20 protein-coding genes are annotated in these 23,074 nt (G+C 40.1%); 2 read left to right on the forward strand and 18 right to left on the reverse strand.

Annotation, left to right across the window (positions count from 1 at the left end):
• Positions 1-31: 31 nt before the first annotated feature.
• From NFR51_RS07220 to NFR51_RS07280, 13 genes are all read right to left on the reverse strand, one after another.
• Positions 32-1,507, reverse strand: a complete 1,476-nt coding sequence (locus NFR51_RS07220; RefSeq protein WP_251713046.1) for a sugar ABC transporter ATP-binding protein — start codon at positions 1,505-1,507, stop codon at positions 32-34.
• The gene (gene rbsD, locus NFR51_RS07225; RefSeq protein WP_251713047.1) at positions 1,504-1,902 is read right to left on the reverse strand and encodes a D-ribose pyranase; all 399 of its coding nucleotides are present in this window, start codon (positions 1,900-1,902) and stop codon (positions 1,504-1,506) included. Before rbsD ends, NFR51_RS07220 begins: the two co-directional genes overlap by 4 nt.
• Positions 1,877-2,782 carry a ribokinase gene (gene rbsK, locus NFR51_RS07230; protein WP_251713048.1) on the reverse strand — a complete coding sequence of 302 codons (906 nt, stop codon included), beginning with the start codon at positions 2,780-2,782 and terminating at the stop codon, positions 1,877-1,879. The genes rbsD and rbsK overlap by 26 nt, the downstream gene beginning before the upstream one ends.
• The gene (locus NFR51_RS07235) at positions 2,775-3,758 is read right to left on the reverse strand and encodes a LacI family DNA-binding transcriptional regulator (protein WP_251713049.1); all 984 of its coding nucleotides are present in this window, start codon (positions 3,756-3,758) and stop codon (positions 2,775-2,777) included. The genes rbsK and NFR51_RS07235 overlap by 8 nt, the downstream gene beginning before the upstream one ends.
• 333 nt (positions 3,759-4,091) lie before the next feature.
• On the reverse strand, positions 4,092-5,111 hold the full coding sequence (locus NFR51_RS07240) for a Gfo/Idh/MocA family protein (RefSeq protein WP_251713050.1): 1,020 nt from the start codon (positions 5,109-5,111) through the stop codon (positions 4,092-4,094).
• 72 nt (positions 5,112-5,183) lie between these two features.
• Positions 5,184-6,176, reverse strand: coding sequence for an inositol 2-dehydrogenase (iolG, locus tag NFR51_RS07245; RefSeq protein WP_251713051.1), 993 nt, complete (start codon positions 6,174-6,176; stop codon positions 5,184-5,186).
• Between the two features lie 46 nt (positions 6,177-6,222).
• Positions 6,223-8,139 (reverse strand): 3D-(3,5/4)-trihydroxycyclohexane-1,2-dione acylhydrolase (decyclizing), encoded by a 1,917-nt coding sequence (gene iolD, locus NFR51_RS07250; protein ID WP_251713052.1) that lies wholly within the window; start codon positions 8,137-8,139, stop codon positions 6,223-6,225.
• A complete protein-coding gene (locus NFR51_RS07255) occupies positions 8,132-8,473 on the reverse strand; it encodes a PTS sugar transporter subunit IIB (RefSeq protein ID WP_251713053.1) in 342 nt (113 codons plus the stop codon). Before NFR51_RS07255 ends, iolD begins: the two co-directional genes overlap by 8 nt.
• Before the next feature lie 138 nt (positions 8,474-8,611).
• Positions 8,612-10,219, reverse strand: a complete 1,608-nt coding sequence (locus tag NFR51_RS07260) for a solute:sodium symporter family transporter (RefSeq protein ID WP_251713054.1) — start codon at positions 10,217-10,219, stop codon at positions 8,612-8,614.
• A gap of 141 nt (positions 10,220-10,360) precedes the next feature.
• A complete protein-coding gene (gene iolE / locus NFR51_RS07265; RefSeq protein ID WP_251713055.1) occupies positions 10,361-11,242 on the reverse strand; it encodes a myo-inosose-2 dehydratase in 882 nt (293 codons plus the stop codon).
• A 230-nt stretch (positions 11,243-11,472) separates the two neighbouring features.
• The gene (gene iolC, locus NFR51_RS07270) at positions 11,473-12,432 is read right to left on the reverse strand and encodes a 5-dehydro-2-deoxygluconokinase (RefSeq protein ID WP_251713056.1); all 960 of its coding nucleotides are present in this window, start codon (positions 12,430-12,432) and stop codon (positions 11,473-11,475) included.
• Between the two features lie 11 nt (positions 12,433-12,443).
• The gene (iolB, locus tag NFR51_RS07275; RefSeq protein WP_251713057.1) at positions 12,444-13,265 is read right to left on the reverse strand and encodes a 5-deoxy-glucuronate isomerase; all 822 of its coding nucleotides are present in this window, start codon (positions 13,263-13,265) and stop codon (positions 12,444-12,446) included.
• A complete protein-coding gene (locus tag NFR51_RS07280) occupies positions 13,258-14,718 on the reverse strand; it encodes a CoA-acylating methylmalonate-semialdehyde dehydrogenase (protein WP_251713058.1) in 1,461 nt (486 codons plus the stop codon). The genes iolB and NFR51_RS07280 overlap by 8 nt, the downstream gene beginning before the upstream one ends.
• Before the next feature lie 238 nt (positions 14,719-14,956).
• Here NFR51_RS07280 and NFR51_RS07285 point away from each other — a divergent pair, with 238 nt between their 5' ends.
• Both NFR51_RS07285 and NFR51_RS07290 read left to right on the forward strand, forming a co-directional pair.
• Entirely contained in the window at positions 14,957-15,727 is a 771-nt protein-coding gene (locus NFR51_RS07285) for a DeoR/GlpR family DNA-binding transcription regulator (RefSeq protein ID WP_251713059.1), read from the forward strand.
• A 115-nt stretch (positions 15,728-15,842) separates the two neighbouring features.
• Complete coding sequence (locus NFR51_RS07290) at positions 15,843-16,154, forward strand: hypothetical protein (RefSeq protein ID WP_251713060.1); 312 nt, start codon at positions 15,843-15,845, stop codon at positions 16,152-16,154.
• Positions 16,155-16,309: 155 nt separating this feature from the next.
• Here NFR51_RS07290 and NFR51_RS07295 read toward each other — a convergent pair whose 3' ends face one another.
• The 5 genes from NFR51_RS07295 to NFR51_RS07315 all read right to left on the reverse strand — a co-directional run bounded on the left by NFR51_RS07295 (position 16,310) and on the right by NFR51_RS07315 (position 22,903).
• The gene (locus tag NFR51_RS07295; RefSeq protein WP_251713061.1) at positions 16,310-17,809 is read right to left on the reverse strand and encodes a flavocytochrome c; all 1,500 of its coding nucleotides are present in this window, start codon (positions 17,807-17,809) and stop codon (positions 16,310-16,312) included.
• A 192-nt stretch (positions 17,810-18,001) separates the two neighbouring features.
• Positions 18,002-19,258: a glutamate-5-semialdehyde dehydrogenase gene (locus tag NFR51_RS07300; RefSeq protein WP_251713062.1), complete on the reverse strand. Its 1,257-nt coding sequence runs from the start codon at positions 19,256-19,258 to the stop codon at positions 18,002-18,004.
• A 15-nt stretch (positions 19,259-19,273) separates the two neighbouring features.
• A complete protein-coding gene (gene proB, locus NFR51_RS07305) occupies positions 19,274-20,092 on the reverse strand; it encodes a glutamate 5-kinase (protein ID WP_251713063.1) in 819 nt (272 codons plus the stop codon).
• Between the two features lie 153 nt (positions 20,093-20,245).
• Positions 20,246-21,331 (reverse strand): ribosome small subunit-dependent GTPase A, encoded by a 1,086-nt coding sequence (gene rsgA / locus NFR51_RS07310; RefSeq protein WP_251713064.1) that lies wholly within the window; start codon positions 21,329-21,331, stop codon positions 20,246-20,248.
• A gap of 297 nt (positions 21,332-21,628) precedes the next feature.
• Complete coding sequence (locus NFR51_RS07315) at positions 21,629-22,903, reverse strand: ABC transporter substrate-binding protein (protein ID WP_251713065.1); 1,275 nt, start codon at positions 22,901-22,903, stop codon at positions 21,629-21,631.
• Between the last annotated feature and the right edge of the window lie 171 nt (positions 22,904-23,074).

Below are 23,074 nucleotides of genomic sequence, written 5' to 3' on the forward strand. Positions count from 1 at the left end.
TTTCCTCCTCAATTATTAATTGAAATTTGTTTTAATTAACAGTGGCCAGTTGCATAATCTTCTCTTGGTTCGCTTCTGATTTATCCAAGATACCTGCAATTTTTCCTTCGTGCATGACAGCGATACGATCTGAAACACCTAGAACTTCTGGTAAATCACTCGACACCATGATAATTGGTACGCCACGTTCAGCCAACTCGTTAATAAGCTGATAGATTTCGCGCTTGGCACCTACGTCAACGCCACGAGTGGGTTCATCAAGTATGAGCACTTTTGGTGCGATACCAATCCATTTTGCCAAAACAACTTTTTGCTGATTTCCACCAGATAAGCTCCCAACAGTCTGGTTAACATCTGTCGCTTTAACTTTTAAGCGCTCCGACAGGCGCTCAACAAACTCTAGTGAAGTTTTATCATCAAAAATCCCTCTTTTGACAAAATCATAGTTACTTGGTAGTGTAATGTTTTCTTTAATAGAGAAGTCAAGCACGAGTCCTTCTTCTTTACGGTTTTCTGTTAAGAAGCCAATCCCTTGATGAATTGCATCAGCTGGAGAATTAATACTTTTCACTTGGCCATTGATTTTAATGACTCCCGACTGTAACTTATCTATGCCAAAGATAGCACGCATGACTTCGGTTCTCCCTGCACCCATAAGCCCTGCGAAAGCTAAAATTTCGCCTGCTCTAACTTGAAACGAAATATCTTGAAACATTTGGCCAGAAAGATTTTCAACCTCAAAAACGTCCTCACCAATTTGTGCAATTTTCTCGGGATAATAATCAGAAATTTCACGTCCAACCATCTTGCGAACCAGTTCATCGACATTTGTTTCACTTGTTTTCTTGGTATCAATCACCAAGCCATCACGCATAACGGTTACAACATCGGTAATTTTAAAAATTTCTTCCATGCGGTGAGAGATATAAACAATCCCAACTCCACTAGATTTGAGTCCCTCAATAACTTTAAATAAGCGCTCTGTTTCACGCTCTGTAAGTGCAGCTGTTGGCTCATCCATGATTAAGATTTTCAAGTCTGAAAGAAATGATTTGGCGATTTCGACCATTTGTTGCTGACCAACCGAAAGTTTACCAATAACGGCATCCAAATCAATCGCAACACCTAATTGCTCAAAGGCATATGCTGCTTTTTTTCGCATTGCCTTATTATCCAAAAGTCCAAATTTGTTTTTGATTTCACGACCTAAAAATAAATTTTCTAAAACGGTCAAATCTGGCCAAGTATTCATTTCTTGATGAATAAAACTAATCCCGAACACTTCAGCTGCTTGTGGATTGCTAAAACGCTTCTGCTCCCCATCAATCACAATCTCTCCACCGCTTGCTGGAAAAAGCCCAGTCAAGATATTCATCAAAGTAGATTTTCCTGCTCCATTTTCTCCCATCAATGCATGTACTTCACCAGACTTGATAAGCAAATTAATGCCCTCAAGCACCTTATTGGTACCAAAGGATTTGGAGATATTATTCATTTCAATTTTCAAAGCCTTACCCCCGACTGTAGAATAATATTCGAATAAGGTGTATTTTCACCTGTTCTTACTACCGCTTTTACTTCTTTATTCATATCTTTCAGTGTTTCATGACTTACAAATTCTATAGCCACAGTATGATTCAGCTTTTCTATGATTTGCTGCAGTTGTTCCGGGTTTTGCGTTTTTATCTCCTCAGCCAGAATAACTTTTTCAACAAAAACATTTTCTAAATATATATCCAAAACTGCTTGAAAATCCGGTGTACCATGACTTAGAGCTAAGTCTATTTTTTTAATATTTTTCGGTACAGGAAGTCCTAAATCACCAATACAAACACGATCGGTGTGTCCTAAATCATCCACAACCTTAGCCAAATCGCTATTCAAAATGCCATGTTTTTTCATATCGTTCATGCTCCTTAATTGCTTCAAGTGTAGGCATTCCGCCCTGTGCTCCAAATTTTTGAACAGACAGGTGAGAAGCAATTGTTGCAAATTGAATTGCTTCTTTCACAGATAGACCTGATGTTACTGCAAAACCAAAGGCACCATTAAAGGTATCCCCTGCCCCAGTTGTATCGACTACTTCAGCCTTTATGGCTGAAACTCTCTCAATATTTTGACCGTTGTGGAAAAGCACACCCTCAGCTCCTAAAGTAACAATGAGCTTGTTGGGATACTTAGCCAATGCTTCCTCCAAGCTCAAACTAGGGAGCAACATTCTGCTCTCATGCTCGTTAGGTGTAATAAAATCCACGAAGGGCAACATCTGAAAGTCTGTCTCACGAGACGGGCCAGGGTTATAGAGGACCTTGATACCGTTTTTCTGACAATACTTTGCTATCTCCATATTACTTTCATGCGGAATTTCGTTTTGCAAGACAACCAATTGACTTGCTTTTATGGTCTCCCACTCAGACGTCCAAGTATCTGTGAGAACCGTCTTATTGGCACCAGGGATGACAATAATACGATTATCTTTTTCAAATAATGTAATCTGAGCGACTCCTGTCGTTTCTGGTACCGTTCCCACTTTGTCCACAAGAACACCTTGGGCGATAAAATTATCCAAAATACTTTTTCCAAAAGCGTCTTGACCTACTGCACCAATCATTGAAACTTGTTGGGGAGCCAAACGACCAATAGCCACTGCTTGATTGGCACCTTTACCACCAGGTACCATTGAAAAAGCTTCTCCAAAAACGGTCTCACCTGTTTCGGGTACCCGCTCAGTGATTGTCACTAAGTCCATTGCAATACTACCAACAACAACTATTTTACTCATTATTTTCTCTTTTCCTAATTGTTTCTCGTTCAACATAGCGTACAGGCAGTTGTAACTGCCGTGATTTTATTTCCTGCCCTAATGACAGTTTATAAATTAATTTTGCTGCTTCATAGCCCATCTCATAAGCATCTTGGTGAATGGTCGATAAAGCCGGATACATGTACTGACTCATCAGAATATCATCGTAGCCAATAATTTGTACATCTTCCGGAATACGCTTACCTAAATAGTGAAGTTCACGGATATAGGCCATCGCATGAATATCAGAGGGAGCAATGATACTGTCAAAATCATTGTGCTTCAAAACCTGCCTGGCTTCTTTAAGAATTTCATCGAAATCATAACTCTGACTGTAAAAGGTTTCATAGTTTGTTTTTGTTTTTTTGAGGTAAGCAATGCTTGCTTTAAAACGATTATTAATGCTTTCTGCTGTTACAGGACCACTTATAACTGCGACATTTTTTGCACCAGCCTCAACAATCACACGCGCAGCAATCTTTCCTCCCGATAAATTATCTGAAAAAACGCCAAAATCACTTTTTTGACCTACTCGGTCAACAATCACTGTCGGAAGCTTAATTTCTGGAAATGCTTCTCGAAAATCATTAGTTGTAATCACACCTGCAGCATTGGTTTGCATAAGTACCTTGAGATAATCTTCCTCAAATTGGTTATCCTCACCAATGTTACCAAGCAGAACTCTATAGCCATGTTCTTTGAGGAATTTCTCAACGCCTTTTGCCAGCATTGGGAAAAATGGATTTGAAATATCTGGTAAAAGCAAGCCCACAATTTGGCTATGTTTTGTCTTCAACGATCTGGCTGAAAGATTGGGTACAAAATTAAGCTTGGTTATGGCTGCCTCAATCTTTTCTTGCGCTTCTTGACTGACATAACCATTTTGCGAAATATAACGCGAAACTGTAGATTTAGATACTCCTGCTTCTTCAGCAACTTGTTTTATTGTAACCATGATTTCCACTCCAACTAATTATGGTACCGTTCCCATTTTGTTATTATTGTACACGTTTACATTCCCTTTGTCAAGAGGAAACTGCAATTTTTTTATGTGATATATATCATAAAGATTATCGTTTTTAGTTATAAAGAGGATCTTTAGGCATTGATATTAGTCTACAGCTCTCAAAAAACTATTGAAGGTGTTGCTGAATAGCGGCACATCGCCTGTTTTCTCTAGAGCTCCTCCTGTATTTCAGAATAATATGCTAATGTTAGAGATGAAGGAAAGCACTTGGTGAGCTTAGGCTGTTTAGATTAACACCTCTGTCATAATCTTTTCTCCTTGCTAAAGTTTGACAATTTGGTGATATTTTGCGGACAGCTGACAGGCTCTAGCTATTTTGGAGGCTGCAAGGCCGTCTTCAACTTCTGCTGCTAGAGTATGAGGTTTTCCAGCTCTAACCGCATGAATAAAGGCTTGCAATTCCGCCCTAAAAGCTTCAGTAAAACGTTCCGAGAAAGATTGCATGCAAGGTCTAACGATTCCTTTATCGGTAAATAGTGTTGTATAGTAGGGAGCAGCTTCCTGCCCGACACGAATCCAGCCCTTGCTTCCCATGATTTCAAACTCGACATGATTTCCATGAGCTGCGGTACGTCCTGCTACCAAAGTGGCAACCATATCGTGAGCAAAGCGAAGGTTAGCTACCCCTGTTTCAAATTCGCCAATCTCTTGCAATTCGGGTACTGCAAGGGAATTTCCCACTGCATAGACCTCAACTGGTTCTTTGCCCACAATCCAGCGAACCAAGTCAATATCATGAATGCCTATATCCAAAAATATGCCACCGGAGTCGTTAGCGGCAGCGTATTTTACAAAGCTTTTTAAGTTTTTGAAAGGATCAATGCCGTAACCACGTATATAGAGAATGTCGCCCAGTTCACCTGCCTTTACCATCCGTTTTGCTTCCTGATAAGACGGGTCAAAGCGTCGCATAAAACCGAGCTGGAAAATTTGTTCAGGTCGTGACCTGATAGTGGCAGCCATCTGTTCAATTTCCCTTATATCAATTCCCATAGGTTTCTCACAAAAAACATTCAAGCCATGCGCCATAGCGTAAATGGTCATCTCTGGATGAAAAGCAGTCGGAGACGCGATAATAATCGCATCTAGATTCTCCTGATTAATCATCATCTGCCAGTCTTTATAAGCTTTCGCACCAAAACGGGAGTGTGCTGAATCCAACTGTTCATCATCCAAAGCAAAAGCTGCTTTTAATCTGACCTCAGGCATACTTGCTATATGCTCTGCATGGCACATACCTAAACGCCCCAGACCAATGATTGCGATATTAATTGTTGACATTATCCACCTCTTTTGCGAATTTTTTGTAGAAAAGAATACATAGCTCATCATGTATTTCAATAGTCTCTTGATTTATGGAGTGTTTAGGGCTACAGTCGAACCAATCTGGTAAGACTTTTGGGCTGCCTGAGCGATTTTAATAGCCATAATACCGTCTTCCATGGTACAAACTACAGGAGTTTTATCAAGGATCGATTTTGCAAAATAGGCCAGCTCTGTCTCGTAAGACTTCAAGTAACGTTCCAAGAAAAAATGCTGAGGTTTCTCAGATACCACACCTGTCTTGGAAGAAAATACAGTATTCCTTTCCAGATGATTGCTATTTTGCAACATTCCTTTAGAACCAAAAACTTCAAGGCGCTGATCATAGCCATAGACAGCTTGACGACTATTGTCAATTACTCCGATAGCGCCATTTTCAAAGGTTAAAGTTATGACAGCTGTATCCACGTCACCGTATGTTGTGAGAGTAGAATCCACCAGGGCAGTTGCCTGCACAAAGACTGATTTAACTTCTCCAAACATATAGCGCGCCATATCAAAGTCGTGAATCGTCATATCCATAAAGAGACCACCTGATTTTTCTATATACTCAAGTGGAGGCATACCTGGATCACGGGAGGTAATTTTAAGAATTTGTGGCTCACCGATTTCACTGATACGCGACTTTATAGCCAAGAAATCGTCATCGAAGCGCCGATTAAATCCTGTTTGTAGTATGATACCTGCCCTTTTCACTGCTTCATAAGCTTCTAGAATTTCCTTCATGCTAGAGCCTAGAGGTTTTTCGCAAAAAACATGTTTACCCGCTTCAGCTGCTGCCCTGATCTGTGCAGGATGAAAGGAGGTAGGTGTCCCAATCAAAACTGCATCCACATCTGGATTAGCGAGTACCTCCGTGTAGTCGAAAACAAAAGGAATTTCTGGGTATTCTCTTTCAAAGTCATCTGGTTTAAGGATATCGCAAACCATGACAACATTGTAATAAGGGGAGGCGATCAGATTTTTCATGTGGACACGCCCGATGCGACCATAAGAGATGATAGCGATATTTACTTTTTTCATCTGGATAAATTCTCTTTCTTTTTATATAGAAACACTTGCCTATAAACTAGTAAAGGCGAGCTTTTTTGCGTTCCTTGGCGCGCAGGTCGGAGATTTTTTGAACATGAGGGTTATGAGAGTATTCTGAATACCCCACATTCCACCAAGAGCCTTCATTGTCGCTCGACATGGTTTTTGGCAAAACCTTGATGTCAAGTAAGGTGGAAACTCTCTGTTCCTTGCTGTCCTCAAGCGCTGCCTTAAGTTCCTCTAAGCTACGAATACGATAGGTTTTTGCTCCGTATCCTGCTGCAACTGCAGCATAATCGATATTCATAATTTGCTTGTCATGTGTGAGTCGCTCTGTTCCTTGGGAAATCAGTCCATGCTCCATTTGCAGGTTATTGATCGAGCCAAAACCACCGTTATCAAAAAGCAGAATATTGATTTTTTTGTCATACTGTAGAGCTGTTACCAATTCGCTATGGAGCATGAGAAAGGAACCATCCCCCACCAGAGCGTAGCTTTCAGCTTCAGGATTTGCCAACTTAACCCCTAAACTCCCCGCAATTTCATAACCCATCGTTGAGTAGCCATATTCTAAGTGATTCGTATTCTCGCCCTTGGACCACCAAAGTCTCTGAAACTCTGCTGGTAAAGAACCTGCTGCAGTTACGATAGTGGCCTTATCATCGACAAAGTCATTAATGGTCAAGAAGACTTCTGTCTGGGTCAACTTTGTTTCAAGAACTTGACTGTACTTTTCTAGGTAGTCCTGTGAGAAATGTCCTGCTATTTCTGGTTCAAAGAAAGTGTTGCTAAAATGTAATTTTCCCAAGCGCTCTCGTTCAAGCTGCCACTCATATTTCCACTTGAAAATATCATCGCCCCATGCTGTTTCATAGCCCGCGAGCAAGGCTTGCAGTTGTGTTAAAGCTGTTCTAGCATCGGCAACAATCTGAAGCGCATCAAATTTGTAAGCTTGATAACGATTGACATTAATGTTAATAAATTTAGCTTTAGCAAAGTCATAAATGGTTTTTGAGGCTATCAAAAAATCAGAATAATGAGTACCTACACCAATAATTAAGTCTGCCTGCATCACGGCTTTATTAGCCGCTGATGTCCCCAAGACTCCCGTCCCTCCCAAATTATACCTGTAATCTGACAGCAGTGTAGACTGACCGGCATGAGTCATAACCAAGGGAATACGGTGGTCATCAGCCAGAGATTTAAGAACTTCTTGCGCCCCAGAGTACTTAGCGCCGCCCCCTACAATAATAACAGGCTTTTGTGCTGCTTGAATCAAGCGTACTGCTTCTTCTAACTCACGCTCAACAGCAGAACGACGATCCAGATAATGGACCCGCTTATCAAAGAAAGTGACGGGATAGTCATAAACCATCCCTTCCACATCTTGAGGCAAACTGATTGTTACAGGTCCTGCGTTATCCCAAGAAGTCAGAACCTCAAAACCACGAATCAACGCACTCATCAACTGCTCTGGTCTTTCGATTTTATCCCAGTATTTTGAAACTGGTTTGAAAGCATCATTGGTCGTAATGCCGATAGATAAAGGATTTTCAAATTGCTGCAAGACAGGATCAGGCTGTCTTGTTGACCAAACGTCTGCCGGCAACAATAGAACGGGTAAATTGTTAGCATAGGCTGTAGCTGCTGCAGTAATCATATTGGCAGAACCTGGGCCTGACGAGGCAGAAACAGCATAAATTTTACGACGAAGCTTCTGTTTTGCAAAAGCAATTGCTGCAAGAGCCATGCCTTGCTCATTTTTACCGCTATAAGACTTAAGATGCCCTGGGTTTTGTTCCATGGCTTCACCTAGCCCCAAAACAATCCCGTGACCATAAATATGAAAGAGTCCTTCAACAAAGGGTTCTTCCTTACCGTCAATGGAGATATACTGTTGATTGAGAAACTTGATCAAAGCTTGTGCGGTCGTTAATCGGAGGGTTTCACTCATTTTGAAAAAGGCTCCTGTCTTCATTTTTAACTGCCTCATGCAAGATATGAGGGACATTCATGTATTGGAAATCCTGATCAGAAATCATTTTGATTTGGGTATGCTTAGCATATTGATGAATCAGTTTCCCAATTGTTTCCTTATAACGACGGACTTGTGGTGTAAACAACAAGATATCGTATTCCTTTTTCGACAGTTTTTCCTCTACTGATGGCAGTGCTGCATAGTCGATATCAATATTTACTTTTTCCCTTTCAATTTCTTGTGCGAGCTTGTAAAGGAGAGAACTGGCAGTAATTCCCGTTTCACAGATAACTAATAATGATTTATTCATAATCTCTTTCCTTACGCATTTTGTTATGCTATTTTTCGAAGATGCCCGCTTGTCTAAAAGTCTGATGGTTTTCATCAGTTTTTTGGAAAAACGCACATCTTACTCATGGAATGGCAAGTTTTGTTCTAAGGTCAGTTTTTATCCAATGCCCCAAGGTGAGAAAAAAGCATAAGTGATAAGGACAACACCAATAACCAAAGCACCGACCCACTTGCCGTGTTTCCATGCTTCCATATCCACCTTGGCAGAACTGAAGCTGTCCAAGATAAATTCACCTTCACCTTTAACTTTAGGAAGGACCCACATCAAGAAAGCTTCTACAAAGAAAAGGAGTGAGAGAATGTAGAGGAAATTGATTTGTGAGAAGAAAAACGTCGCAATTCCGTACATGATGATGTGTACAGCAAAGACAATTTTGGCTGTATACGCAGTGGCACGCTTAGACCAGAAAGCAAAGAGGATGAGAATCAACAATGGAATATTATAAATACCGTTGAATTTCTGAATGAAAGTATAGAGACCATCTGGAGCATAGGTAATAAATGGCGCCACCGAGATACAGAGAACTCCAGCCACAACTGTTGTGATTTTACCACTACGCGCGACTTGGACATCTGTTGCTTTTTTATTGAAAACTCCTTTATAAAAATCTAAGGAGGCCAGAGTGACAAGCGAATTCAAGGCACCGGCAAATGAGGAGAGGACTGAACCTAGAAGGATAGCTCCATAAACACCAAAGAGAGCTTTGGGCAAGAGTTCCACCAGCATATGTGGATAAGAAGAATCCGGATGCGAGAGAAATTGATTGCCAAACATATGACGCGCGATAACCCCAGGAAAAACCAAGAAAAGTGCACCGAATATTTTGTATACCCCCAAAATCATTGTCCCTTTTTGTGCCTCTTTAAGTGATTTTGCTGCGAAGGCTTTTTGAACAATCATTTGGTTTGTACACCAGAAGTACAAGTTGTTAAATAACATACCTGTAAATAGTGTAGGCCAAGGGACATGTTGCGAGTCAATCGCACCAATTGAATTTAGAAGACCATTAAAAGGAGTATCGTAAACAATAAATTCAATCCCTCTTAGGAAAGAACCCTCTCCCACAAACATGAGCCCCAAAATGGGGACGGCCAATCCCCCTATCAAGAAACCGACAGAGTAAAGTGTATCAGAATGGGCAGTCAGAGCTAAACCGCCCATCAAGAGATAGGCAATGGCGACAAGGCCAACGATGATGCAGATGGCGACAACCGCAACGATGGTTGGCACACCAAACATTAGGTCCACGTGGAAAATTTCATTAAATACAAGAGCTCCAGAGTACAAAAGTACCGGCAAAAATGAAGCCACATAGGTGAAAATAAACATCCCAGAAATAGTCCGCTTGATTGTAGTGTCATATCGCATTTCTAAAAAGTCAGGAATGGTATCAATACCGTACTTGAAATAACGCGGTAGAAAAATCAAACCCAGAGCTACAATGGCAATGGCTGAAGTAACCTCCCAAGCCATAACTTGCATTCCCGTCACGTAGGACTGACCATTCAGCCCTACCAACTGATCAGTAGAAAGATTGGTTAGGATAATCGCACCGGCCACATTGACAGCGCCCAAGGAGCGCCCACCCATAAAATATCCTTCTGAGGTTTCGATATTGACTTCTTTTCTGGACTTTCGATAAGAATAAATCCAGATGGCTGCCACAATCACAATGAAGCTGCCAACTGTCCAAGCTACATTCATTTAAAACTCCTTACTTAATGACTTTTGAAAGCATAACTTAAAATGCCTCGTTTATATTGCTGTTCTTTTTAAAATCATTTGTCTTAACTTTTCTTAAGACGGACAACTTTGCTGCCCCTGTCCTTGCGAACACGGAAAATTCTAAAGACCAGTAACTTGGTTCATGTATTCACGGGCCATTTGAGCATAAAGAAAGGGATTGGCTTGGGTGGGGTCTTGCTCAGCTTCAACCATAATCCATCCTTGATAATCGCTGGTGTGGATAGCATGCCAAATAGGTTCAAAGTCAATCATGCCATCTCCAGGCACTGTAAAGACGCCATCTTTAACACCTTGAAGAAAAGAGGAGTGCTTTAACTTTACGCTATTCATACGGTCTTCGCGTATATCTTTAAAGTGAATGTGCTTGATTCGGTTGGCGTATTTATTGTAAATATAAAGTGGATCTTCACCTGAGAAGACCAAGTGACCTGTGTCAAACAAAAGCGATACTTTATCCGGATGGGTATAGTCCATGAGACGTTCGATTTCTGCAGTCGTTTGGACACAAGTCCCCATGTGATGATGGAAGACAATTTCCATACCTCTCTCGTGAGCCATACTTCCTAATTTTTCTAAACCTGCCGTCACGAGATGCCATTCCTCTTCCGAAAACGTAGGTTTCTCGTCATATATGGGTTTGTCTAAGCATTGGATAGAATGTCCCTGTTCCGAAACAACGATAACTTTCGAGCCCATGGCATGTAAGAAATCAAGTTTAAGTTTGAAAGCCTTTGCCGTTTCTTCAAAAGGTTTGGTGGTCAAAAAAGCTGAAAACCAGCCAGAAGCAATAGACATGCCTCGAGGTTCCAAGTGAGAATGTAGCTCAACTGGATTTTTAGGATATTTATTTCCTATTTCTGTTCCTGTAAAGCCTGCCAAGGCCATTTCCGAAAGAGCTTGTTGGAAGGTGTTTTCTGCGCCTAATTCAGGTAGGTCATCATTTGTCCAACCAATGGGACAAATTCCGAGAGTGATGGTCATTGAGAATCCTCCTCTTTAAAAGGTACGTCTAACTGCTTGAAAGTGATGAAAAGTAAGAGATGAAGTTTTTTTCAAAACTGCTGAAAACCAGTAAGAAATCATAAAAGCAAAAGATAAATTCACTCGACCAGTAGACACTTTTTCACTTCCTTTACAGGTATTCAATGTGATTGACTTGCTCCTCGAAATAGAGAGAAGCTGATAAGGTTTACGGTAAAAAATAGGCTAAATTAGTCTTGCGCTGCAATTAATGCTTTGATTTCCTCAAGAGTGGGCATAGCCTCAGACGAAGAGTGCTTACTAACCACAATGGCTGCGGCGGCTGCACCATATTTAAGAGCAGTTTTTATGCTTTCCCCTTTTCGGAGAGCCGTGATAAAGGCTGCTGCATAAGAATCACCAGCCCCAAAAGTTTTCATTACTTTTGCCTTGTACGCTTTGCCATTGGTAATATTACCGTTTTTTTCATAGGCAAATGAGCCGTCAACGCCATGCTTTATCACAATCAACTCTGGACGGTATTTGAAAAGCTCACTCACAGTAGCTTGATTTTCTCCTTCTCGCTTGTTTTCTAACACGTCAAACTCATCACGAGTACCAATCAAAATGTCTGATTGTTGGGCGACAAGTTGATAATAAATAGCCGTTTCTTCACTAGAATGCCACGTGTATTCTCTGTAATCCAACTCCAAGATAACGGGAATCCCATTTTTTCGAGCCAGCAAAAGCGCTTTTAAAATCGCCTCACGGGAAGGACTTTGTGCAAGCCCCGTCCCTGAAATTAAAAGATAATGAGTTTGCTTGATATAGTCCTCAAAAATTTCTTCAGGACTCAGGTACAAATCCGCTACGCCTTGCCGATACATGAGAATACTGGATTCTGAAGGACTTAGGATTTCGGTGAAAGCAAGACCAGACTTGTGTCCTTCCTTGTCAAACACAACCCCGCTCGTATCCACATCTTTCTCTCTCAAATAGTTCATGATAAAGCGACCGTGTTGATCGTCAGAAAGCTTGCCGATAAAGCCTGTTTTAAGTCCCATTTTTCTGGCACCGATGACGATATTTGCAGGAGAACCACCCACGTATTTTTTGAAAGTTTTTGTTTTCTCCATCGGTTGATGAAGTTCAACAGCATTCAAATCAATTGCTGCACGTCCAACAGCGATAATATCAAATTTCTTTTTCATGTCTTTTCCTTTTAGTCACGGTGAACAATCCACTCATGTTCAGGGGCATTGTGAAACTTCCAGAGCTTATGAGGCCCAGCCATGATATTCAGATAGTACGACTCATAACCATCAGGTACAGCTACAGGATGATAGCCACGAGGGACTTGTACCATTTCTTCATTGTAAACTGTCATAGTTTCATCAATCAGATGGTCATCAGTATAGACACGCTGAAAGACAAAGCCCTTATCTTCTTTTACTTCATGATAATAAGCTTCTTCAAGATACGTTTCGTGTGGCAGATTGTCTCTATCGTGGCGATGAGGCGGGTAGGAAGACCAATTGGCCTGAGGCGTGTAGACTTCAACCAAAAGCAGTTTTTCAGATAGAGGACTTTGATCATCTAGAATATTCTGTACATGTCTCTGGTTATTGTATTTGCCACGCTCCTCAGCAGAATTTGCTTTTGCAGGCACAAAGCAAGTTTTTCGTCTTGTGTCTTTAGTGGGTGACATCGCAATCATAACTTTACCCGGTTTTGTTGTTGTAATGCTGACTGTTTTTCCGTTAGAAACATAAACACTGTCTGTAGGAATTTTTTCAAAAACAGAATACCGTGTCCCTACATTTTCAAACTTTTCGGTTCCATCTGAAACAGTATATTGTCCAGTTATGGCAATAACTACAGCTTCCTTATCTATGAGAGAAAGGCTATAAGTCCCACCCACAGCCATACGGAAAACTTGCACTTCAATATAGTCAAAGTGACTATTTTCTCTAGAAATATAATGCAGGAGTTCAACTTTATCGTTGATTTGAAAGCCGATTTTTTTGTTTTTTAAATTAACCATGCGAGATGTCCTCTTTTGGGAAACGAGCGGTGACAACCTTGCGATGGGTATAGAATTCTATCGCATCCTTGCCGTTGGCGTGCAAGTCACCGTAGAAACTGTTTTTCCAACCAGAAAAAGCAAAAAATGAGACGGGAGCAGGAACGCCAAGATTAATACCAATCATCCCAGCATCAATATTTTCACGGAAGTAACGAATAGCACTTGCATTGTTGGTATAAAGACATGCACCATTAGCCAGATGATGAGAGTTGGCCAGCTCAATTCCCTCTCTGAGTCCTTGAATCTTGGTTACAGATAGAACTGGTGCAAAAATTTCATCTTTCCAGATGGTCATATCTTGAGTCACATTTTCAAAAATGGTTGGAGCTATAAAATATCCCCTAGCAAAGTGTCGTTCACGCCCATCTAGTCTAAGTACTGCTCCTTCTTCTACCCCTTTGTTAATGTAGTCGACCGTCCGCGCTCGACTTTCTTTACGAATAAGTGGACCGAGGAAAGTGTCTTTGTCCATGCCATTTCCGATTTTAATATTCTTTGCAGCTCTGACCAGCTTGTCTGTAAATTCATCATAGATTTCTTCTTCGACACCAACCACAGCAGCTGCCATACAGCGCTCGCCCGCTGAGCCAAAAGCTGCTGTAATCACATTTTTTATAGCATTTTCTATATTGGCATCTTTCAAAATCAAGGTATGATTTTTTGCTCCTGTCAGAGCTTGGACACGCTTAAGATTCGCTGTTCCTGTTTTATAGACATATTCACCAACCTTTTGCGATCCCACAAAGGAAATAGCTTTGACTGCTTTGTGTTCCAAGAGACCATTGACAACATCACGTGCACCATTCACGATATTGAAGACACCATCAGGCAAGCCTGCTTCTTGAAGAAGAGTTGCCAAATGTACAGCCAACAGTGGTGTTTTTTCAGAAGGTTTAAGAACAAAGGTGTTTCCCAGCACAATAGCGAGCGGAAACATCCAGCAAGGAACCATCATGGGGAAGTTGAAGGGCGCTATGCCGCCTACTACACCAATCGGATACTTATAATTAGTAGCTTCAACGTCTGTGGCAACAGCACTTAAGGCTTCCCCCATCATCAGCGATGGTGCTGCAGCTGCAAATTCAACACTTTCGATTCCACGCTGCACCTCACCTAAAGCTTCTGACAGTGCTTTGCCGTTTTCCTTGGTAATCAGTTCAGCTAAGATTTTTTTATCACGGATAAGCAGTTCATGGAATATAAACATAATTCTTGCCCTTTTTAAGACATCTACTTGTGCCCATGATTTAAAGGCTTCTTCAGCTATTTCTACCGCTGCCGCTAATTCTGACTGGGTTGAATGTGGGACTTCAGCTAAGATTTCCTCTGTAGCTGGGTTATAAACAGGCTCATAGAATGTGGTAGTTGACTCAAGCCATTGTCCGCCAACAAAATTTTTTACTGTTGCCATTTTCCCTCCGCCTAAGGTTTAATTATTTTAAAATTGTAAACCCTTTCTTTTTCTGACATCATTTTACCCTATGAAAATACTTTGTCAAGACTTTTTGGTTATATATTGAATATTTTTTGATTAACTTTTGGTTTTTTCTATTAAAATATCTTATTAATTTCACCTTTTTATGTTATAATAAGAGAAAGAAACAGATAAATAGGGGGGAGTATAGAGCTTAGATAGGCTTGCTAAAAATATGAAAGTAGAACGCTTAAATCAAATTGAACGATTGATATTAGAAAAAGGCAATGTTTCTTTTAAACAGCTTCAAAATCACTTCGACGTTTCCTTGAACACTTTGCGGCGTGATATCAATGAACTGGTCGCGCAGGGTAAAGTTGAAAAAGTATATGGAGGTGTCAAAGCAGTCAGAAAAATTCATGAACTTGTCCATTTTGAACAACGCGAGTTCACTGAACAGCTGGCTAAAGTTAAAATCGGTAAAACAGCAGCAGCCTTAGTCGAATCAGGCGATATCATCTACATTGATTCAGGTACTACAACAGTACAAATGCTGCCTTATTTACCACAAGACCTTGAAGTTACAATCTTGACGAACAATCTGGATGTTATCATTGCCGCAGCGAACAGACCTAAAGTCAATCTCTTAGTTGTAGGATCAAAGTTTAAACATTCAACCCGATCTTTTGTAGATGCGGCATCAGGTTTAAATTTACCAAGAATCAATATTAACAAGGCTTTCATGGCAACCACTGGGATATCTTTAACGGCTGGGCTAACCAACTCTGATGCCCAAGAGCAGGTTATAAAGTCAGATATTTGCAAAGCATCGCAGCAGATTATTTTATTGGCCGATCATACTAAATTTGGACATACAGCCTTAATGACTTATGCTGATCTTAAGGAAATTAGCGCTGTTGTCACTGATCGCTTAGAAGTTCAAGAGCAAGAATTTCAAGATTTCTTTGAGTCTCATAATATTCAAGTTCTCTTTTCTGAGCTATAAAACACCTCAAAAGTTAGCATTTGTCTAGCGGTGAGGTGTTTTCTTATATGAAATTCCGGTATGAAGATGTGCCCAAGAGCTGCTGGGTAAGGCAAGTAAAACTTCCTTTCAAGAGTTGCCTTCCTTTATCACCAAGCTTGGAAGTAGCCAATGGCAGGTAAGAGAATTACTTTTGCTCCTGCCACTGCTTCTCTATGGTTTTCTCTTTGGCACAGTATATCTCTGGAGTGTGAAAAAAAATCAAGGGTCTACTGAAAAACTGGGAACTTTTTCAACTAAAAAAATCTTACTAGGGGCTGGTGCAAGCTTTTTAATTTCTGTATTTGTACCCTCTCTACTTTTTTCAGGTCAGCATGCAATGCCCTTGGTTCTTGAACAAAGTAAGAACCGTTTATTCATGAAAAAAGCAGAACCTAATTTGCAATAATTTAATTTGATCAAAAAACTGAGGTCGTGTTCCTCAATTTTTTCGGTTTGATATTAAGAAAAGTGCCAAAATAAAAGGCAGTTGCCCTTGAAATAGAGGGCAGCATACCTTATTTGTTTGTTCAAAATTTTTTCTAATTATGTATTTTTCTGTGATTAGCCTTTAACATAGCTTGCAGCCTGTTGACCTGCTTGGCGTCCAAAGACAATAATGTCTGCCACTGCGTTTCCACCAATACGATTTCCACCATGCAAGCCTCCTGTAAGCTCTCCTGCAGCATATAAACCATCAATTGGTTGGCCATCTTTTTTGAGCACCTGTGCCTTTGTATTAATTTTTACACCGGCCATGGTATGGTGAATACCAGGGGCAACTTTTATAGCATATACTTTTCCAGATATACCTGTTGTCATACCTGTTGTACGTCCAAATTCGCTATCTTTCTTTTCAGATACTGCCTTGTTCCATTTGTCAACTGTAGCAGTCAGTTCCTTTGGATCCATATCAAGTTTTTTAGCAAGGGCATCAACGCTATCTGCTTCAACAACCATTTTCTTGGAGATGTATTGATTTACAGCTTTTACTTTATCTTTTGTGCCTTCACCAAAAACAGCGTAAGCATACTTGCCTTCCTGTTTCAGTTCTGCTGCGGATACTTTATCACGTGTATCCATTTCGTTAACGAATCTTTTACCACCTTGATTAACAAGAATGGCTCCTTCTCCACGAACTGACTCTGACACAAGATAGCCTGTCTTTTGGAAAACAGTGGGGTGAATTTGAATCTTATCCATATCTACCAGAGCACCACCAAGAGCAGAAATCATTTCAATACCGTCACCTGTAGAACCAGCAGCATTTGTTGTAACATAGTCTTTTAAGTCTGGACGGTATTTAGCAATCATTTTTTCATTCGCACCAAATCCTCCTGTAGTGACCACTACTGCTTTAGAAGCTACTTTCTGAGTTTTCCCGTCAATCTTAACTTCAACACCCGATACTTTTCCATCTTTTTCAGTTATTTTGGTGACGTCACTGTTCACAAATACCGGGATATTACGTTTAGAAATATTTTCTTCTAATCCTTTAACTAGATAAGCACCAACAGCTGAACCATCATGCGGACGGTGTGTTCTAGAAACACTCATACCTCCAGTTGTCGTCAAGTTGTCCAGAACAATACCGTTTTGCGCGAGCCAATCCACTGCTCCAGCAGAATGATCAACGAAGTAGCGGAGAAGCTCTTTATCATTTGTTCCGCCACCACCTTTTAAGGTTTCCTCATAAAACTTATCGTTAGAGTCTTCAATCCCCTGAGCTTTTTCTACAGACGTTTCAGAAGCATTTAATCCAGCAGAAGACTTTGAGGTGTTCCCGCCAGCAACAGGCATCTTTTCAAGGATGACAGGCTTCATTCCCGCATCTTTAGCTTCAATAGCTGCAGTCATCCCAGCACCTCCGGCACCGATAATAATGACATCATAGCTTTTTTCCAAACTTGATGGATCAGCATAGGTCATGGTTTTACTTGCACCTGCTTTAGCATCTGTCTTTTCTGATGAACTTGAAGACGTACTCTTATTTTGAGTAGTGTTTCCGCAAGCTGCCAAAGACAACCCCAGCATAGCGACTAAACCTAGTTTCCAAATTTTCATAATTCCTCCTTGTATTGTTTTTTCGCATGCATTATAAAATTGTATCATCAATTTTTTAGTGAGTCAAGTTTGTGAACATATGTCACGAGGTTATAGAAAAAAGATACGGCATGTTCGAGAAACACGTGTATCTTTTTTAATAATTATCTGAAAAGACACAGCCGTGTTTTTCCTCTTGCTATGTTAACGATATTAACGCGTTTGCCCAGTGCCTTCAATCAAATATTTTGTAGAAGTTAAAGCTTCCAACCCCATTGGACCTCTGGCATGGAGCTTCTGTGTGGAGATACCAATCTCTGCACCTAAACCAAATACAAAACCATCGGTAAAGCGTGTCGAAGCATTTACATAAACTGCTGCTGCATCAATTTCATCTTGAAACTTTTGAGCATTAAAATAATCACAAGTAACGATACTCTCCGAATGGCGGCTTGAATAACGGTTAATATGTTCAATAGCTTCATCCAGACTATTCACTGTTTTGACAGACATAATGTAATCCAAGTATTCTGTTCCAAAATCTTCTGTCGTTGCTGCTATAGCTGGGCAATTCTCTTGCGATTGCAAGATTTTTAAAGCAGCTTCATCAGCTCGGAACTCAACAGCATGTATCTTTTTTATGTCCTCACACAGTTTGGGTAAAAACTCTGCTGCAACTTTCGCATGTACAACTAAACTTTCAGCTGCATTACAAACACTTGGGCGCTGTGTTTTGGCATTGATCACGATTTGGCTTGCCATTTCTAAGTCCGCCGATTCATCTACAAAAACAGTACAGTTTCCCACGCCAGTCTCGATAACGGGAACTTTTGACTTTTCTTTCACTTTGTTAATGAGTCGAGCCGAACCACGCGGGATAAGTACATCTAAAAATTGATCGGCTTGCATCATTTTCTCAGCTTCCTCATGACTCGTATCCGATAAAAGTTCGACCGCACTCTCAGTAATTCCTCGTTCTCGCAGGTTTTCCTTAATGATTTCTACTAAAACCATATTTGAAAAAAGTGCATCGGAACCGCCTCGTAATAAAACACTGTTTCCTGTTTTGAAACAAAGGGAAAAAGCATCAATTGTCACATTAGGCCGACTCTCAAAAATCATCCCAACTGTACCAAGAGCTACTCTCTTTTGAAGAATTTTAAGACCATCAAGATTTGTAAAGCCTTGCAAAACTTGGCCAATAGGATCCGGCAAGTCAGCGATTTGTCGTAAACCGACAGCCATATCAGCTATCCGTTGCGCTGTCAAACGTAAGCGGTCTACCATAATTTCCGAAATCCCATGTTCCTTAGCTTTGGCTACATCTCTGTCATTTTCCTGAATTATCCGCTCTGTGTTTTGTATCAGACTCTCTGCTAACTGGCATAAAAAGCTATTTTTATCTGTAGCAGATAACTTTGCAACTTCTTTGCTCGCAGCCTTAACTTTTGCCCCAAGCTCTTCAATCATAACTTCTCTCCCTCTCTATCCTTCTTTCTCAATATTTTTATGGAAATAAGTCCCTATTTCATATCCATTAACAATTTTTTGAATTTCTCGAATACGCTTACCGTTGGTCAAAACCATTTCTTGATTGTTTTCAAATAAAATCTGTGCAGCTGCTAATTTTGAGGCCATTCCACCAGTTCCAAAACGACTGCCAGCTCCACCAGCTATCCTCTGCAACTCATCCGTGATTTCATGGACTTCCTTAAAAATTTTTGCATCATCATAAATATTTGGATTTTTATCAAAAAGACCATCAATATCTGAGAGCATAATCAACAAATCAGCTTCCACAAGCTTGGAAACAATAGCACTAAGCTTGTCATTATCCCCAAACTTTGTTTGATGATCCATTTCATCTACTGCAATTGCATCATTTTCATTGATAATAGGAATAATGCCAAGTGAGAGGAGCGCATTCAGAGCATTCTTTGCATTCTCTGAGCTCAGAGGAAAGTCGGTCACATCTCGTGTCAAAAGTAACTGAGAAACTTTCTGCGAGTAACGGCGAAACATTTGGGTATAAAGACTCATGAGTTCAACTTGACCTATGCTTGCAAGTGCCTGTTGCTGAGCAATTTCTTTTGGACGTTCGTCTCTATCAAGAATATTTAAACCTACACCAATCGCACCAGAAGTTACCAAAATCACCTCGTATCCGTTGTTATTAAGATCCGATAGTACGAATGCAAGCTCATCAATGTTTGACAAATTGATTTTTCCGTTAGGTAACATGAGCGAACTTGTGCCAATCTTAACTACTATCCGTTGAGCTTTCAAAATATTTTTTCTTGCCATAATTATTAATTATACCAATATCTAGTGACAAATACACTTATAGACATCTTCGTCTTTTAATTTTTATTACACGCTGTTCCATTTTACTTTAGATTAAAAAGCCGGGAAAATACATCCCCGACTTTTTCATCCACTTACTTATTTTGAGCAGATTTAGTACACGCGCTTATCCTTCTTTTTCAAGAACTTGCGCGCATTTTTCATACCACCCATCTCTTTAAACATGGTATCAAGTTTTCTTCTTTCAATCTCCTTGGCGTTCATCCCATCATAACCTGCTTCTTTTATTAATTTTTGATAATTTGAGAAACGTTCTTGTGAAAGTTGCCCTTGTTCAATCGCTTCCTGAACAGCACAGCCCGGCTCATTTCCATGTGAACAATCTGAAAATTTACAGCAGGATGCTAATTCCACAATATCAGAAAAAGTTTCACTAAAATTAGCTTGCTCAAGGCCAACTTCCCTAAGCCCTGGAGTATCAATAATCATACCACCAGATGGGAGCTTGAATAATTGACGTTGCGTAGTGGTATGTCTACCTTTTCCGTCATGACGTAAGCCATTTGTTTTTAGCTTCTGTTTAGCAAGTAAACCATTAATTAATGTTGATTTACCTACACCAGAAGAGCCAACCAAGACAACTGTTTCTTCCTGTTTGATATATTCTCGCAGAGAAAGATAACTGTCCTCATCATATGCCGAGGTCATTAAGATGTCAACGCCCAGACTAATTTGCTGTAAGTCTTCTAGCTTTTTTTCTAAATCCTGTGCAATATCAGTCTTCGTTAAAACAAATGTAGGAACGGCTCCTGAATCCCATACTAAAGCAAGATAACGCTCCGCTCTTCGCAAATTAAAGTCCTCATTGAGCGACATACAGATAAAAACCTTGTCGACATTGGCTGCAATAATTTGTCGCTCATGAGTCGTGCCGGCTGCCTTTCTTATAAGTGCTGACTGACGCGTTAAACATTGCTGAATCTGAGCTGTTCCGGCATCTTCTGTTGGTCTGTCAAGTAGCACAAAGTCACCAACCGCAGGAAAATCGGCAGCCTCTAAAGCTTCGTACCGAAACTTTCCTGAAACTTCAGCAATCGTTTCCCCAAAGTGAGTCACCACCCTGTACTTATCTCTAGCTTGCTCAATGATGCGACCAGGATATAAGTTAGGATGCGCCTTAGCCTGTTCTTCAAAGCTTTCTTTAAAACCCAAGTGATTTAAGATATATGTTTTATTCATTTTTTTCCTCCAAAAAGTATTTAACACTTATTGGGAGGCAACATGGTTCAGACTAGGTCTAATGCCTCCCCATGCTTTACAATTTCCTTATTTACTCGCATACTCTGCTCCCTTCGTTTATCTCTAGTATATCACATTTGAGCCTTACTTTTGACCTTATCCGCTTTTCTGTGCAATAAAACTATGAGAAGGGGACGAGAACTCTAGTATTATTTTATCCCATAAATCTGTGAAAAAATATCTCAAATGTCGTGAAAGTTTAAAATGTCAAAATTACACTTGCATTCGTTTTCTGAACTATTTTGTCCAAGCATTTTTTAGTTGCATTTCCCCTTGCTTTATTAGCCCCTCCTCCTTGCCTCCGGGATTGGACAAAATTGTTTGCATTGCTACGTCTAATTGTGTACAAGCAGCATCTGAATTTTCCTGAACAGGATTAACAAATAGGTGCTCCGTTGCTTCCTTGATAACGGCTGGTAATTTTGAGGATTTACTTTTTACATAGACTGGGTCTTTCATTCCTGCATAAGTTACCGGAATATATCCTGTCTGATTAGCCAAGTAAACTGTTGAGCTTGTTTTAGCCAAAAACTTTTCATAAAGATAAGCTGCAGTACGCTGCTTTGCATCTGCTTGACTAAACATATAGATATCTGCCCCTTGTTGAATGGCGTGTTGAGTTGGACTTGCTGCTACATTATAGGTGAATTTAAGATCTTGAGCAATGAATGATTCTACTGCAGAAGAGGCAACATAAAAAGCGATTTTTTGATTAACAAAAACCTTACTCATATACTTGTCTGATCCTGCTATACGGAAATAGCCCGCTTTCACTCCGCGAAAATAATAATCAATTACAGCTTTAGAAGTTGGGCTCATAAAGTCTGTCTTGTCATCAAAGTTTATGCCCGCATCTTTAAGGGCAGTTGTATAATAGTTACTCAAAGAATCAAAACCAGCGCCAATAACTTTGTGATTTGATTTTTCATAAACTTTCTTCGAAGCTTTTTCCAATTCGTCCAGTGTTTTCGGCACATTTATTCCATATTTCTTCAATAAATCTTGGTTGTAAAATAACACAGTGGTCGATTTATTAAAGGGTAGCCCATATTGTACACCTTCCAACTGAGCACTTTCCATGAGTTCTTTTTTAATCTCTTCTTCCCCAAAAATACCAATTTTTTTATTAGAAATATAAGGTTGGAGATTCACCAGCATTTTGTTTTTAGAAGCATACCAAAGCCATCCAGGATAAGCTTGAGTGATTGTTGGCAAAGCTTTTGGTGCTTGCATGGTGGACATTAATTTCGCTTGCAAATTGGAGTAAGACACTTGCGATTGGAGATTGACTTTAACCTTTGGATTCTCCCTTTCAAACTCTGAAGTCAACTTTTTCAAAGCCTCTTCCTGTTTTCCCACCAGTGTATGCCAAAAAGTAATCGTCGTTTTCTCTTTTATTGCGGTTTCAATAGTCTCTGAATTATTTTTGACTGTTGTACTGCCTCCACATGCTACAAGCATGAGCGAAACCATAAGGCAGAGTCCCACAAGTCCAAGTGTTCTAAGTTTCATAAATTAAATTCCCTCTTTATCTTTGAGTGCCACTGTTTGCTCTCCCTTTAATAATTGCTTTACGAAAAAGGAAGTACAGTACTAAATACAGGTATAACAGTCATCGGTGTTGCAGCTATTTCTTTATTTTGTGCTTATCTACTGTTAGTAGAAAAATAATATTTTCTAGCG

It is taken from the genome of Lactococcus ileimucosae, assembly GCF_943193185.1.
GTDB classification, from domain to species: Bacteria; Bacillota; Bacilli; order Lactobacillales; family Streptococcaceae; genus Lactococcus; species Lactococcus ileimucosae.